The following is a 14,140-nucleotide window of genomic DNA, read 5'->3' as shown; positions in this document are numbered from 1 at the left end:
GTGTCTACTGTGACCTTGTGGGTTCCGGGGTTGCGGTGCCGTCCGGCCGGGAGGTCTGCCTGGTCTTCCCGTCGGGCTTGGTCTCGGGCTTGGTCTCGGGCTTCGTCTCGGGCTTCGCCGCGGACGACTTGAGCTCCTGGATCTTCTTCAGGCCCGCGTCGACGCTGGCGACGGGGATGCCGTCGCGGACCTGACCCTGCTGGAACGCGCCGAGGGCCTTGATCGACTCGGTGGTGCTCCGGGCGACGTCGAAGAGCTCGATGGGACCGATATTGGTCTTCACGCCCTGGAAAACCACGATCTCATCCCCTTTCGCCCCTACGAAGTATTGATCGTCGAGCCACTGGCTCCCGAAGTACCAGCCTAGGCCGCCGCCGACCAGGACGACGCCTCCCACCGAGGCCAGAAGCGGCCACACCCGGCGGCGTCTGACCGGCCGGCCGGCGGCCCTGACGACCGGCTCCCCGGGATCGTCGTCGACGATGACGGGCTGGGGCATGGTGACCACGCCGGCGCGGCCGGCCGGGGTGTCCGGCGGCGGGGTCCGCGGCCGGGCCGACCCGGCGGCGCCCACCACGGCGGCCTCGACGGGGAGGGCGAGCCCCTCGTCGACCTCCAGGACGTCGGCCAGCACGCAGGTGATGTTGTCGGGGCCGCCGCCGCGGTTGGCCAGGTCGATGAGCGCGCGGACCACCGTCTCGGGGTCGTCGATCGTGGAGAGCGTCTGGTGCATCGTCTCGGCGCTCACCACCCCCGACAGCCCGTCGGAGCAGAGCAGGTAGCGGTCGCCGACCTGGGCCTCGCGCAGGGACAGGTCGGGGTCGACCTCGCCGCTGCCGTCGAGCGCCCGCAGCAGGATCGACCGCTGCGGATGGGTGGCGGCCTCCTCCTGGGTGATCCGGCCGTCGTCCACCAGCGACTGCACCAGGGTGTGGTCGTGGGTGATCTGGTAGAGCTCCCCGGCGCGCAGCAGGTAGGCGCGGGAGTCGCCGACGTGGACCAGGGCGACCCTCGTGCCCGACCACAGCATGGCGGTCAGGGTGGTGCCCATGCCCTTGAGGCTCGGGTCGCGCCCCACCATCTCGTGCAGTCTGCGGTTGGCCTCCCTGACCGCCGCCTCGATGGCGCTGAGCAGGTCACCCCCCTGCGGGTCCTCGTCGAGGGAGGACATCGCGGCGATGGCGACCGAGCTGGCCACCTCGCCGTGTGCGTGGCCGCCCATGCCGTCGGCGACGGCGAGCAGTCGGCCGCTGGCGTACGCCGAGTCCTCGTTACCTTCGCGGAGGAGGCCGACGTCGGAGCGGGCGGCGTAACGGAGTGCGATGGTCATTTGCGCAATTCGATGACGGTCTTGCCGATGCGGATCGGAACACCGAGCGGCACCGGGGTCGGACGGGTGACTTTAGAGCGGTCGAGGTATGTGCCGTTGGTCGAACCGAGATCTTCCACGATCCACTGACCGTCCTGGGGGAAGAGCCGGGCGTGCTTGCTGGAGGCGTAGTCGTCGCTGACTACCAGCGTGGCGTCGGTCGCCCGGCCGATGGTGATCGGCGTCTCTGAGAGGGTGATGGTGGTGCCTTGCAGGGGACCACCGATGACGACCATCTGCCGCGGCTCCCCCTTCTTGGGTTTGGCCGCGGGCTTGATCGGCTTGGCAGCCTTGCGCGCGGGGGCGGCGGTGGTCGTGCGGGATCCGAACAAGTCTGTCCGGATCACGCCGACCGCGGCAATCACGAAGAACCACAGCACCGCGAGGAACGCGAGCCGGATCAGCAGCAGCGTGAGCTCGGACATGGACCGTCTGTTTACCTTTAATCGCGCCGGAAAACCAGAGTCGTCCGCCCCAGCGTCACGCGAGTGCCGTTCTGGAGCTCGACCCGGCGTACCGGCTGGCCGTTGACGAAGGTGCCGTTCGTGGAGCCGAGGTCGACGAGCACGACCTGGGGGCCCTCCACGCGCAGCTCGGCGTGGTGCCGGGACACACCCGGGTCGACCAGCCGTAGATCACAGTCGGTGCCCCTGCCGAGCAGGGTCACCGGGGTGGTCAGGTCATAGGACCGCTGCCCCTGCGGGTCGTCCTGGGTGGAGACCAGCAGGCGGGGACGGCCCCCGAAGGCGTGCGGCTTGGCCGCGGGCACGTCGCTCACCGGCTGGCGGATCTCGTCCTGCTCGACCGTCGCGCCGCGGATCACGCCGGAGCGGATCCGGAACAGGCCGACCGCCAGGTCGTCCGCCGTCTCGAAGCGCACCCGGACCGGTCCCACGAAGGAGTAGCCCTGTTCCTTGGCGTACTCCCTGGCGAGGTTGGCCAGTTCGTGGCTGATGCTGTCCGCGTAGACCTCCAGGCGCTCGCTGTCGGTGGTGGACAGCTCGACCACGAAGTCGTTCGGCACGAGCGTGCGCCCTTGTGCGACGATCGCCGCACGCTCGTCCATCTCACGCTGAACCGCGCTGGCAACCTCGACCGGCTGAAGGTCAGATTTGAACGCCCGCGCAAAGGCTCCCTCAACCAAACCTTCGAGCCTCCGCTCGAAGCGCTGAAGGACTCCCACCGGGTACCTCCCTTCCTCCGTCTAACTAGGTCACGGCCGCTTGGGGGCTTGTTCCTCGCTCTCTCGCACCCAGCTGTTCCGCTCCGCGTCTAGGAGGATCGTATCCGGGTTCGTGGGTACCGGCTGATCCGTGCTAATGTTTCCACCGCACCCAAAAGGGCGGGTGGCGGAACGGCAGACGCGCACGGTTCAGGTCCGTGTGTCCGAAAGGACGTGAGGGTTCAAATCCCTCCTCGCCCACTCCAGCAGAGCTCCGGAAGCGCAGTCAGCGCACCGGGGCTCTCTTGTTTTCCGGGGAATCCGCGCGTTCATCGGTCCGTCCGTGAGTCTGGTGCCGGTCGGGGTGATCATCGATCAAAGTAGCCGTTCGCTCCGTTATAGAGAAGTCCCGGCGGTTACGTGGGTGTCTTCTCGATTCTGTGCCGGTATGGCGTGCGTCTCTTCTACCCCGTCCCGCTTGACGATCACTTTCCGGGCGCTTGCACACGTCATGCCGCCCATCCGGGCTGATTACGCTGACAGAGAAATCGGGCCGGGGGGAGTCTCTCCCCCCGGCCCGTCCCGTCCGTCAACCCGTGACGAGGACCCGGACGTCCAGGAGCTCGCCGAGCAGATCGGTGAGGCTGACCATGCCGGCCACCTTGCCGCCGCCGTCAGTGACGAGGCCCACATGGGCGTGGGCGTCCTGGAGCACGGAGACCGCCTCGGGGATCGTCGTGCTCTTGTCCAGCCGGGGCACCGGCCGGGCGAGCTCGGCGGGGCTCGCCCCCGGGCGGACCAGGACGTCTCTGACGTGCAGCACGCCCAGAACGTCGTCCGGCCTGCCCGAGTTGACCAGCAGGCGCAGGTGCCCGCTGTCGGCGGCCGTACGGCGCACCTGCTCGTCGGTGGCGTCCCGGGCCACGCAGGTGGCCTGCCCGATGGGCAGCATCAGACGCTCGACCGGCTGCTGGTGGACCCGCAGGGCCCGGGTCAGCAGGTCGTGCTCGTCCCGGTCGAGCAGGCCCATCCGGCCGGACTCGCCGACCAGCATGGCGAGCTGGACCGGGGTCCTGGTGGTGGCCAGCTCGTCCCTGGGGTGCACGCCGAACAGCCTCAGCACCGCGTTGGTCAGGGCGTTGAGAGAGGCCAGCACCGGCCGGACCAGCCAGGTGAAGCCGCGGAACGGCAGCGCCAGGCCCATCGCGGCGGTCTCCGGGTGGGTCAGCGCCCACGACTTGGGGGCCATCTCCCCGATCACCATGTGCAGGAAGGTGACCAGCGCCAGCGCTATCACCAGCGAGATGGGCACCCGCAGCGACTCGGGCAGGCCGACCGCGGCGAAGACCGGCTCCAGCAGGTGCTCGATGGCCGGCTCGGTCACCATGCCCAGGCCGAGCGAACACAGCGTGATGCCGAGCTGGGCCCCGGCCAGCATCAGGGAGAGCTCCCTGCCGCCGCGTACGGCGGCGCGGGCGGCGACCCGGGTCAACCGGCCGCCCTTGCCCGCGAGCTCCTCCAGGCGATGCCTGCGGGCCGAGATGACCGCGAACTCGGCGGCGACGAAGAAGGCGTTGCCGATCAACAGGGCCACGCCCAGCAGCAGGGCTCCGGTGGTGCTCATCGGCCGTCCACCGCGCTCCGCTCGATCATGGGTGTGTCGGCGCCGCGCCCGATCATCCGCGGCGCGGTCATCGCGGGCTCACCGCCGTCCTCGGCGGCCTCCGCCGGCGCGGGCTCCAGCCGTACCCATTCGGGGACCCTGCGGTGCACCGACAGCACGGTGAGCACCGCGTCGGCCTCGTCCTCGCTGTCGTTCTCCAGGAGATCTGTCTCCAGGGTCAGCGTGACGGTGACCTGGTCGCCGGGCTCGGCCATCCGGCCGAGGGTGGCGAGCACCAGGCCGGCGATGGTGTCGTAGCCGTCGCTCTCGGGGAGCGCCAGCTTGGTCGCCCGCTCGACCTCGTCGAGCCGGAGGGTGCCCGGCAGGTCCCAGGTGCCGTCGTCGTTGGCGACGACCCCGGCGGGCTCGGGGTCGTTCTCGTCGATCAGCTCGCCGACGAGCTCCTCGGCCAGGTCCTCGACGGTGACCACGCCGGCGAGCCCGCCGTACTCGTCGATGACGCAGGCCAGGTCGTCACCGGCGGCGCGCATGCGCTCCAGCACGACCGGCAGCGGCAGCGAGTCCGGGACCAGCAGCGCCGAACGGGTGATCTGCTCCAGCGGGCCGTCGCTCAGGCCGGACCTGAGCAGCTCCCGCACACCGGTGACGCCGACCACGTCCTCGCCGTTCTCCTTGCAGAGCACCGGGTAGCGGGAGTGGCCGTGCTCGCGGATGGCCTCGACCAGATCGGAGATCGGACGCTCGGCCCGCAGCAGCACCAGGCGGGGGCGCGGCACCATGACGTCCTCGGCGGTGCGGTCGCCGAACTCCAGCGCCCGCTCCAGCAGCTCCGACAGCCGCGGCGGGAGGTCGCCGGCCGTGGCGGACTCGGAGATGATCCGGGACAGCTCCTCGGGGCTGGCGCCGTGCTCGACCTCCTCCACGGGCTCCACGCCCACCCGGCGCAGCAGGCCGGTGGCGGCGGAGTCGAACAGCCGGATGACGGGCCCGGCGATCCTGAGATAGACGATGGTCGAGCCGGCGAGGAACTTGGCCACCGGCTCGGGGCGGGCGATGCCCAGGTTCTTGGGGGCCAGCTCGCCGAGCACCATCTGGATGACGGTGGCGACCGCGACGGCAAGCGCCACCGAGACGCCCGGCACGGCCGCCGCCGGCACCCCCGCGGCCTCCAGCCCCGGGCGCATGACCGTGGCGATGGCGGGCTCGGAGATGAAGCCGACGAGCAGCGCGGTCACGGTGATGCCCAGCTGCGCGCCCGAAAGCATGAACGACAGGCGTCCCGTCACCTCCAGCGCGCGCTTGGCGGCGGTGTCACCGGCGTCGGCCTGTTCGCGCAGCACGCCGCGGTCGGCGGCCACGAAGGCGAACTCCTGCGCGACGAAGTAACCGGTGGCGAAGGTGAGGAGGAGTACGGCCAACAGGCCGAGAGCCGTGTTCACCGGGCGGCTCTCCCGGTTGGGTCAGCGGTCCCCGTGCATGCGCACGGGCAGGTACTCCATGAGTCCGGAGTGGACACGATCATCCTTTCGGGCAGAGGTCGTCCCTTACCGTAACGACCCATGTGGGGGTCGATGTTTCCGGATCGGCCAACGATCACATCGTTGGTGACCAAGCATCCTTCTGCGTACTTTTACATGGGGAAAGCTTGGCGGGGCGTCTGCGCGCGACGGGACCACGACGTAGCGTCGATAATGACGTTCTCATCGTGTGTTCAAGAAGTGGCGGGGATACGACGTGGGTGACAGGCCGGAAGACGACGATCGCACACGTGCGCTGCGATCGCCCCAGCCCGGGCCGCCGCGAGCCGCGGGACAGCCCGCGCCCCCGGCGCCGGGGCGGAGCCGGCCGGCCGCCGAGCCCGTCCGGGAGACGCAGCGGGAAGGGACCGACGACACGCGGCCGCGGGCGACCTCGCGGGTCTACGGCAAGGCCAGGGAGGGCGCCGGCCCGGTCCGGCCGCTCCCGGGCCAGGCCGCGCACTCCGTGTCACCGGACGGCCCCCCGGGGGACCGTCCGGGTGGTCCGTCAGGTGGTTCCTCAGGAGGGAAAGGCGGGATCCGGATGCCGAGCACGACCTGGCGCCCGAAGCGGCCGGGCAGGCTGATCGCACGGATCCTCATCGGCCTGCTCGTCGTGCTGCTGGTGCTCGCCGTCGGCGGATACTTCACGGTCAACTCGCGGCTGACCCGGATCGAGGCGCTCACCGACTACGACGGCCGCCCTGCCGACACCCCGGGCACCAACTGGCTGCTGGTCGGTTCCGACAGCCGCGCCGGCCTGACCAAGGCGCAGCGCAGGAAGCTCGCCACCGGCAACTCCATCGGCCGCCGGACCGACACGATGATGCTGCTGCACATCCCCGACAGCGGCGACCGGCCGACCCTGGTCAGCCTCCCGCGTGACTCCTACGTGCCCATCGACGGCCACGGCAGCGACAAGCTCAACGCCGCCTACGCCTACGACGACGGCGGCCCCAAGCTCCTGGCCAAGACCGTCGAGAAGGTCACCGGGCTCCGCATCGACCACTACATGGAGATCGGCTTCGGCGGCTTCGTGGGCATCGTCGACGCCATCGGCGGGGTCGAGATCAACGTCAAGCAGGCCATCAAGGACCCCAAGGCGGGCATCGACCTGAAGAAGGGCCTGCAGACGATGGACGGCGGCACGGCCCTCGGTTACGTCCGCACCCGGGCCACCGGCGCCATCCCCGACTTCGACCGGACCCAGCGCCAGCGCCAGTTCTTCTCCGCGGTGGTGAACAAGGCGGCCAGCCCCGGAGTGCTGATCAACCCCTTCCGCTCCGTCCCGCTCGCGCTGAACGCCGCCGACTCCGTGTCCGTCGGCGAGGAGACCGGCGCCTTCAACCTGCTCTCCCTCGGCCTCGCCATGGGCGACAACCCGGTGACCACGGTCGTCCCGGTCGGCTCGCTGCCGACCATCAACGGCCAGTCGGTCGTCAAGTGGGACCGGGCCAAGGCCCTGCGCATGTTCCAGGCCCTGGCCCAGGACAAGCCGGTCCCCAAGGACGCCCTCGGCAAGTAGCGGCCCGCCGCGGCCCCGGTCCGGCGTCCCGGCCGGTCGCCTGGCCCGCCGCCTTCCGGGGCCGGTGTCACGGATTCCCGGCCCGGCCCTGACCCGGCCCCGGCCGGGGCGGTGGCTCAGGTGGACGCGCTGGTGGAGGCGGCGACGGTTGCGGCGATCACGCCGGCCATGACGGCGGCGTTGATCGCGGCGATGGTCTTGGCGACGGCCTCGCCGGCCCAGTCGCCCTCGGTGATCTCCTTGATGCGTTCCTTGCTCGCGCCCGGGAACGCCTTACGGTCGATCTTGGACGCGTGCAGGACGGCGATCAGCACGGCGATCCGCCTGTCGGGGACGGCTCCGGACAGCACGCTCTGGACGCGCTCGCGGACGGCCAGCTCGACGCTGGGGTCGCGCTCCGGGTAGCGGGTGCTGGGGAAGATCCCGAGGATCTTCCGCGTCTCCTCGCCCAGCACGCCCCGCTCGGCCAGGCGGGAGAGCAGGCGCTTGCGGAGCTTGGCCGAGTGGAGCTTGTAGATCCACCAGTCGGGCTTGCGCTCCTTGGTGTCCGCGGCGATCCTGGCCAGCGTCGCGTCCAGCTCCTCCTCGCCGAGAGGGGTGGGGTCCAGGACGGTCACCTTCTTGCCGGCCAGGTCGATCCGGCCGTTGACGGTCAGCTCCGCCAGGAGGGCGCCGCCGAGCGCGGCGTCGAGCTCCGACGAGCTGACCAGCTGCCTGCCCTCCGCTTCGCTGTAGGCGAGCAGGAGAACTTCTTCGGCGATGGTCGTCATGCTCCGACCTTATGCCGTGAGCCTTATGCCGTAAGCACTACGTAAGCGCTGACGGCGGCCGGCCGGGATAATTTCGCACCAGGGCCTGGAGACGCTTCGAGGATCGGCCCCGGAGGACATCATGCGGATCAGAAGGCTGCTCCGGCACCCGGCGACCTGGGTGGTCATGACGTTGGGCGCCGTCGCGTTCGGCGTCGCCCTGTATCTGTTCCAGCCCTGGCGCCTGTTCACCACCGTCGAGGTGGACGAGGCCGTGCCGGTCGCGGTGGCCCCGCGGACCGCGGCCCCGGAGACCGCCGTCCCGCCGGGCACCTCCCCGCAGGCCACGGCCACTCCGTCGCGGGGCGGGCCCGGGCAGGCCGCGGAGGGGCCCGAGACTCTGGCCACGGGCACGTTCGTCTCGCACGAGCACAGCACCGAGGGCAGGGCCAGGGTGCTCGAACTGGCCGACGGGAGCCGGGTGCTCAGGATCGAGGACCTGGACACCTCCGACGGCCCCGACCTCCGGGTCTGGCTGAGCGACCAGCCCGTCAAGGAGGGCAAGGCCGGGTGGTTCAACCTCGACGACGGCGAGCACCTCGAACTGGGCGAGCTCAAGGGCAACCGGGGCAACGCGAACTACGCCATCCCGGCCGGGGCCGACCTGGACAGCCTGAAGACCGTCACCATCTGGTGCAGGCGCTTCAGCGTCTCCTTCGGCGCCGCGGCTCTGGCCTGAGACGGGCGCCGAGGCTCCGGTCCGGGCTGCCGGTGCCGCCCTGGGCGGAGAACGGGGCTGGGACCTCGGCCCGAGCCGGGTGCTGGGGCTCCGGTCCGGGGGCGGCGGTGCTGCTCTGGGCCGGGGCCGGCGGTGCTGCCCTGGGCTGAGATCGGCGCCGGGGTTCCGGATTGAGACAATGCTCGGCTTATGAGCATCTCTGCGGAACTCCACGTCATCGGCCGCCCGCTCGTCGAGGCCCAGCTCGCCCACCCGACGGTGGTGGGGATCGCCCGGGGAGACCTGCCGGAGCCGGTGTTCCGGTCGTGGCTGGAGCAGGACTACCTGTTCCTCCTCGACTACGTCCGGGTGTTCTCCCGGCTGGCCTGGCAGGCCCCCGACGGGCACCTGGGTGATCTGGTGGACCTGGCCCACGCCACCTTCCACGAGGAGCTGAACCTGCACCGGTCGCTGTCGGCGGGCTTCGGCGCCGACCTCGACAGGGCCGAGAAGGGGCCGGCCTGCGCCGCCTACACCTCGTTCCTGCTCGGCTCCGCGGCGGACTACGCCGACGGCCTGGCCGCGCTGTATCCCTGCATGTGGGGCTACTCCACCCTCGGCCGCGTCCTCGCGGAGAACCCCCCGGCCGAGCCGCGCTACCGGGCCTGGGTCGACACCTACGCGCATCCCGACTTCGCCGCGCTGACCGGACGCATCGCCGTGATGATCGACGAGGCCGTGCCCGACCTCGGCCGGGCCAAGGAACTGTTCACCGAGGGGATGGCCCACGAGCTGGCCTTCTGGGACGTGCCCTGACCTGGTCCTCCGGGGCCGGTCCAGGTGGCCCGCGCGCATATGTTGGCGGGGTCACGGGCGGACGAGCCGCTTTACCCCCCATCTGGTGACGGACTTGAAAGAATGGTTGTCATGAGTGTTCCTGAGGTCGATGCGCGGAACGTGCCGGACGGTGCGTTCCTGCTTGACGTACGAGAGAACGACGAGTGGCGGGCCGGGCACGCGCCGGCGGCCGTCCACATCCCGCTCGGCGAGCTTCAGGCCCGGGTGGACGAGGTGCCGAAGGACGCGCCCGTCTACGTGGTCTGCCGCGTGGGCGGCCGTTCCGCGCACGCCGCCGCCTGGCTCGGGCACGTCGGCTGGGACGCGATCAACGTGGGCGGTGGCATGCAGTCCTGGGAGTCCGCCGGCCGTCCGATGGTCAGCGAGAGCGGGCAGGACCCGTTCGTGGCCTGACCCGGCCCTTGCGCAGAAGGGAGGAAATGACATAATTCACGGCGAATCATTTACCGCGGGAGCTCGGGCGCAACCGGGCTGAGAGGGCGGAACCACGTAGAGGGCCGGGCAGGCCCTCCGACGCGCCGCCGACCGCATGAACCTGTCCGGGTAATGCCGGCGTAGGGAGCTTTCCATGACGTCTGACGTCATCGATGCCAAGCATGCCGAGGCGCCTCTCACTCTCGACCAAGCTCCGCCGAAGACCCTCGGCGCGCTCGACCAGGGCGCGTTCTGGGCCAATCTGGGCGTCAGCCTGCTCGGGTTCTCCTTCGCGCTCTTCCTGATCAACCCGCTGCTCGACGACAACCCGCTCACCTTCACCGCGGCGCTGGTCGCCTCCCTGGTCGGCAGCCTCATCGGCACCGCCATGGTCGGCCTCGCCGCGGTCCCGGGCGCACAGACCGGCCAGCCCGCGATGGTGCTGCTGCGCGGGCTGTTCGGCGCGAGACTCTCGGCCGTCCCGACCGTGCTCAACATCATCCAGATGATCGGCTGGGGCGCGTTCGAGCTGTGGGTCGTCGCGATGGGCGCGCAGGCGATCTTCGGAACGTCCGTCCCCTACGCGGTCTGGGCGATCGCGGCCGGGGTCCTGACGACGGCGCTGACCATCTATCCCCTGGGCGCCATCCGGTTGATCCGGCGGTTCGTCACGGCCGGCGTGATCATCTCGGTGGTCTGGTTCGCGGTGGTGTTCGTCCGCGAGACTCCCGCCCAGACCGGCGGATCCTGGGACGCCTTCGCCTCGGCCGTCGACTTCGTGATCGCCCTGTCGGTGTCGTGGGTGCCGGTCGCGGCGGACTACGCCAGGCACTCGCGCTCCAGCCGCGCGGCCTTCACCGGCGTCGTCGGCGGCTACACCGTCGCCCAGGTGGCGTGCCTGGCCGTCGGCGTCTACGCGGTGGCGCTCGCCGGCCACGGCGCGGTGCTGGGCCAGCCGACCGCCGTGTTCGCCCCGTTCGTGGCGGCCCCGCTCGGCGCGCTGTTCTTCGGCGTCCTCGTGCTGCGCGAGACCGACCAGTCGTTCGCGAACGTCTACTCCACCGCGATGTCACTGCAGAACCTGATGCCCCGGGTGGACCGCCGGATCTTCTCCGTGGGCATCGGAGTGCTGACCACGGGCATGGCCCTCGTCGTCGACGTCAACTCCTACGGGGCCTTCCTCGGCATCATCGGCGCGGTGTTCGTGCCGATGCTCGGCGTGCTGGCGGTCGACTACTTCCTGCTCGGCCACGGCAAGGACTGGGACACCTCCGAGAACGCGCCCTCCCGCTGGCTCATGGTGGTCCCGTGGTTGCTGGGCTTCGTCACCTGGTGGCTGCTCGCCGCGCCCTCGTCCGTGTCGTGGTGGGCGGCGATCTGGAACTGCGTCCGGGACGCCGTCGGCTTCACCCCGCAGCCGTGGATGAGCGCGGCCGTCGGCGCGTTCGTCGTCTCCGGCCTGGTCACCCTCGGCCTCGGCGCGCTCCGCCGCCGCCGGTAGCGGGCGGGGCCGCCCGCCCGGGTCCCGGGGCTACGGGGCGCCGGGCGGCCGGCGCCGGCCGGCCCCCTCGACGCGCAGCAGCCGCTCCTTGGCGGTCGCCCCGCCCGCGTAGCCGCCGAGGACGGCCTCGCTCTCGACCACCCGGTGGCAGGGCACGATCACGCAGACGGGGTTGCTGCCCAGCGCGTTGCCGACCGCGCGCAGCGCCCGCGGCCGGCCGATCCGTTCGGCGATCTCGCGGTAGGTGGTCACCGTCCCGTACGGCACGGCGATCATCTTCTGCAGCACGGTCCTGGCGAACGGGGTCGCCAGCCGCAGGTCGGCCGTGATGGTGAAGGCGCGCAGCCGTCCGGAGAAGTAGGCGTCCAGCTCCCGGCGGACCGGGTCGAGCCGCCGCGCGTCCGGCCCCATGAACGAGCCGACCTCCCTGCTGACGCGTTCGAAGACGACGTTCTCGTCCTCGTAGCTGCACGCCACCACCCCCCGGTGCGTCACCGCCAGGACGAGGCGCCCCACCGGGCCGTCCAGGGTGCCGAACGCGATGTCGGGGTGGGTGTTCCCTATGTAGTCGGGCGAGGTCACCCGTAGCAGCGCGTCGATGTCACCGGATGACATGGCCCCACCCTTTCGTATCCAGGCGTGTGGTGACCGCAGCGTATCGGACGGATCACCCCAACGAGTGTCAGCACATGCGGACGAAAGTGCCAAGATCAGGCCGGTTGACACGGCACTATGGGTGTGTGGGTGAGATCAGGGCCGCCAGTGACGACGGCATCGGCCGTGCGGTCGTCGCCGGCGCGCCCAACGCGATCGTCGCCCTCGACCGGGACCAGACGGTCCTGGCGTGGAATCCCGCCGCCGAACGCCTGTTCGGCTGGCCGGCGGAGGAGCTGCTCGGCCGCCGCGCCCCGGTGGTGCCCGAGGAGCTGATGGCCGAGCACAACGCGGTCCTGGAGCGGGTCCGCACCGGCGGCCAGGTCTCGCTGCGGACCAAGCGGTTCCGCCGGGACGGCAGCCTGGTCGACGTGCGGGTCGACACCAGCGCGCTGCGGTCGGAGGCGGGGGCGCTGCTCGGCTACGTCAGCGTCTACCACCTGACCCAGGACGACGAGACGGCCCAGGACCGGGTCGTCCGCCGGGCGCAGCTGGTCCGCAGGCTCACCGACGTGGTCGCCGACATCAACGCCGAGCGGGAGCTGCCCGCCGTCCTCGACCGGATCGCCGCCAGCCTCGCCGAGCTGACGGGGGCCGACGCGGGCGGGTTCGTGCTCATCGAGGGCGACCGGGTCCGTCTCGTGGCCAGCCACCGGCTCCCCGACTCGCTGCGCGACTCCACCGCCGACCTGCGCACGAGCCTGGTCGGCAAGCTCCTGCGCACCGGCCGGACCGTGATGCTGGAGACCGGTGACCAGGCCCGGCTGGACGAGCTGATCTGGTCGCAGCTGCCCGGCCTGCACACCATCGCGCTCGGCGTCGCGGCGGTGGGCGGCCGGCCGTACGGCGCGCTGTACGCCCTGTTCGCCAAGCGCAAGGCCGGCCACGTCGAGCTGGAGTTGCTCGAACTCCTCGCCGGGCACGCCGGGATCGCCGTCGGCAACGCCATGGCCTACCAGGAGGCCGTACGGCAGCGCGCCCACGAGCGGGCGGTGTTCGACGCCAGCGCCGACGGCATCGCGGTCCTCGACAGCACCGGCCGGGTCATCCAGTGGAACCCGGCGGCCGGCGAGCTGACGGGCTTCCCCGCGGCCGAGGTGATCGGCGGGCCGCCGCCGTTCCCGCTGCCGGAGCCGGGTGACAAGCTCACCCTCCAACTGCCCTCGGGCGCCTGGCTGGACGTGCTCTGCGCGGAGATCGTGGAGACGGGCGAGATCGTGGTCGACTTCCGCGACGTCACCCGGGCCAAGGAGCTGGAGGAGGCCAAGGACCTCTTCCTCGCCACCACCAGCCATGAGCTGCGCACCCCGATCACGGTGGTGCGCGGCTTCGCCGGCACGCTCGACTCGCGCTGGGACAGCATGACCGACCTCGAGCGCCGGGCCGCGGTGCACACCATCGCCGAGCGGGCGCGCTCCCTCGGCCAGCTCATGGACCACGTGCTGCTGGGCTCCCGGGCCGGGGCGGGCGAGCTCACTCTCAAGATCGAGGGCTTCGACCTCGGTGAGCTGCTCCGCACCGCCACGCTGGGCCTGCCGGTCCTGTCGGACCTGCACCGGGTCGAGGTGAGCGTCCCCGGCGACCTGCCCCTGGTCTCCGGCGACGCGCTGGCCACCGACATCATGCTCGGCCAGCTCCTGGAGAACGCGTTCAAGTATTCGCCGGACGGCGGCCTCATCAGGGTCGAGGCCTGGGCGGCCGGCGACCGGGTGGTGGTGGTCGTCGACGACGAGGGCGTGGGCATCGCCCCGGCCAGCAGGGAACGCGTCTTCGAGCGCTTCGTCCAGGGAGACAGCGGCGACCGCCGCCGGTTCGGCGGGGTCGGCCTGGGCCTCTACATCGTGCGCAGCCTGGCCCAGGCCCAGGGAGCCGAGGTGTCGGCGCACCCTCGGCCGGGCGGCGGCACCCGCATGCGCCTGGCCCTGCGCATTGCCGACACGCCAGGCGCCCTTACCTAAGTGACACGCCGATGCGGTAACGACCCGGTAACGGATGAGCTGATCTATTGTCGAATGTGCACAAGCTGTAATTGGCGCCCGGTTTCTAAGA

The 14,140-nt window shown here is 71.1% G+C and carries 13 protein-coding genes, 1 tRNA gene and 1 riboswitch; of the genes, 7 read left to right on the top strand and 7 right to left on the bottom strand.

Annotation, left to right across the window (positions count from 1 at the left end; translation table 11 throughout):
* Positions 1 to 4: 4 nt before the first annotated feature.
* The 3 genes from ACZ6R6_RS38885 to ACZ6R6_RS38875 are packed head-to-tail and all read right to left on the bottom strand — an operon-like array spanning position 5 to position 2,552.
* Positions 5 to 1,330 (bottom strand): Stp1/IreP family PP2C-type Ser/Thr phosphatase, encoded by a 1,326-nt coding sequence (locus tag ACZ6R6_RS38885; RefSeq protein ID WP_470101943.1) that lies wholly within the window; start codon positions 1,328 to 1,330, stop codon positions 5 to 7.
* Positions 1,327 to 1,794 carry an FHA domain-containing protein FhaB/FipA gene (locus tag ACZ6R6_RS38880; protein WP_306861810.1) on the bottom strand — a complete coding sequence of 156 codons (468 nt, stop codon included), beginning with the start codon at positions 1,792 to 1,794 and terminating at the stop codon, positions 1,327 to 1,329. The genes ACZ6R6_RS38885 and ACZ6R6_RS38880 overlap by 4 nt, the downstream gene beginning before the upstream one ends.
* Positions 1,795 to 1,811: 17 nt before the next feature.
* A complete protein-coding gene (locus ACZ6R6_RS38875) occupies positions 1,812 to 2,552 on the bottom strand; it encodes an FhaA domain-containing protein (RefSeq protein WP_306861813.1) in 741 nt (246 codons plus the stop codon).
* Between the two features lie 157 nt (positions 2,553 to 2,709).
* Between ACZ6R6_RS38875 and ACZ6R6_RS38870 the strand changes: the two genes are divergently transcribed.
* Positions 2,710 to 2,792 (top strand) — tRNA-Leu (locus ACZ6R6_RS38870).
* Between the two features lie 328 nt (positions 2,793 to 3,120).
* Here ACZ6R6_RS38870 and ACZ6R6_RS38865 read toward each other — a convergent pair.
* Positions 3,121 to 4,155: a hemolysin family protein gene (locus tag ACZ6R6_RS38865; protein WP_470101942.1), complete on the bottom strand. Its 1,035-nt coding sequence runs from the start codon at positions 4,153 to 4,155 to the stop codon at positions 3,121 to 3,123.
* On the bottom strand, positions 4,152 to 5,594 hold the full coding sequence (locus tag ACZ6R6_RS38860) for a hemolysin family protein (protein WP_470101941.1): 1,443 nt from the start codon (positions 5,592 to 5,594) through the stop codon (positions 4,152 to 4,154). Before ACZ6R6_RS38860 ends, ACZ6R6_RS38865 begins: the two co-directional genes overlap by 4 nt.
* A 622-nt stretch (positions 5,595 to 6,216) precedes the next feature.
* Here ACZ6R6_RS38860 and ACZ6R6_RS38855 point away from each other — a divergent pair.
* Positions 6,217 to 7,197, top strand: coding sequence for an LCP family protein (locus tag ACZ6R6_RS38855; protein WP_470101940.1), 981 nt, complete (start codon positions 6,217 to 6,219; stop codon positions 7,195 to 7,197).
* A gap of 116 nt (positions 7,198 to 7,313) precedes the next feature.
* Here the strand turns inward: ACZ6R6_RS38855 and ACZ6R6_RS38850 are convergent, their stop codons facing one another.
* The gene (locus ACZ6R6_RS38850) at positions 7,314 to 7,967 is read right to left on the bottom strand and encodes a GOLPH3/VPS74 family protein (RefSeq protein ID WP_470101939.1); all 654 of its coding nucleotides are present in this window, start codon (positions 7,965 to 7,967) and stop codon (positions 7,314 to 7,316) included.
* Between the two features lie 121 nt (positions 7,968 to 8,088).
* Here ACZ6R6_RS38850 and ACZ6R6_RS38845 point away from each other — a divergent pair, with 121 nt between their 5' ends.
* From ACZ6R6_RS38845 to ACZ6R6_RS38830, 4 genes are all read left to right on the top strand, one after another.
* On the top strand, positions 8,089 to 8,685 hold the full coding sequence (locus ACZ6R6_RS38845) for a DM13 domain-containing protein (RefSeq protein ID WP_470101938.1): 597 nt from the start codon (positions 8,089 to 8,091) through the stop codon (positions 8,683 to 8,685).
* Positions 8,686 to 8,874: 189 nt separating this feature from the next.
* Positions 8,875 to 9,480 carry a TenA family protein gene (locus tag ACZ6R6_RS38840; protein ID WP_470101937.1) on the top strand — a complete coding sequence of 202 codons (606 nt, stop codon included), beginning with the start codon at positions 8,875 to 8,877 and terminating at the stop codon, positions 9,478 to 9,480.
* 102 nt (positions 9,481 to 9,582) lie between these two features.
* Positions 9,583 to 9,915 carry a rhodanese-like domain-containing protein gene (locus ACZ6R6_RS38835; protein ID WP_470101936.1) on the top strand — a complete coding sequence of 111 codons (333 nt, stop codon included), beginning with the start codon at positions 9,583 to 9,585 and terminating at the stop codon, positions 9,913 to 9,915.
* A gap of 45 nt (positions 9,916 to 9,960) precedes the next feature.
* A riboswitch (TPP riboswitch) is annotated at positions 9,961 to 10,100 on the top strand.
* Positions 10,091 to 11,437, top strand: coding sequence for a purine-cytosine permease family protein (locus tag ACZ6R6_RS38830; protein ID WP_470101935.1), 1,347 nt, complete (start codon positions 10,091 to 10,093; stop codon positions 11,435 to 11,437). (Overlaps the previous riboswitch by 10 nt.)
* Before the next feature lie 30 nt (positions 11,438 to 11,467).
* Here ACZ6R6_RS38830 and ACZ6R6_RS38825 read toward each other — a convergent pair whose 3' ends face one another.
* Complete coding sequence (locus ACZ6R6_RS38825) at positions 11,468 to 12,052, bottom strand: methylated-DNA--[protein]-cysteine S-methyltransferase (protein ID WP_470101934.1); 585 nt, start codon at positions 12,050 to 12,052, stop codon at positions 11,468 to 11,470.
* 74 nt (positions 12,053 to 12,126) lie between these two features.
* Here ACZ6R6_RS38825 and ACZ6R6_RS38820 point away from each other — a divergent pair, with 74 nt between their 5' ends.
* Positions 12,127 to 14,049, top strand: coding sequence for a PAS domain-containing sensor histidine kinase (locus ACZ6R6_RS38820; protein ID WP_470101933.1), 1,923 nt, complete (start codon positions 12,127 to 12,129; stop codon positions 14,047 to 14,049).
* Positions 14,050 to 14,140: the final 91 nt, after the last annotated feature.

The organism is Streptosporangium sp. NPDC048886, from assembly GCF_055586905.1.
Note: the sequence above shows the minus strand (reverse complement) of the source record. Positions and strands in the feature narration are given on the sequence as shown.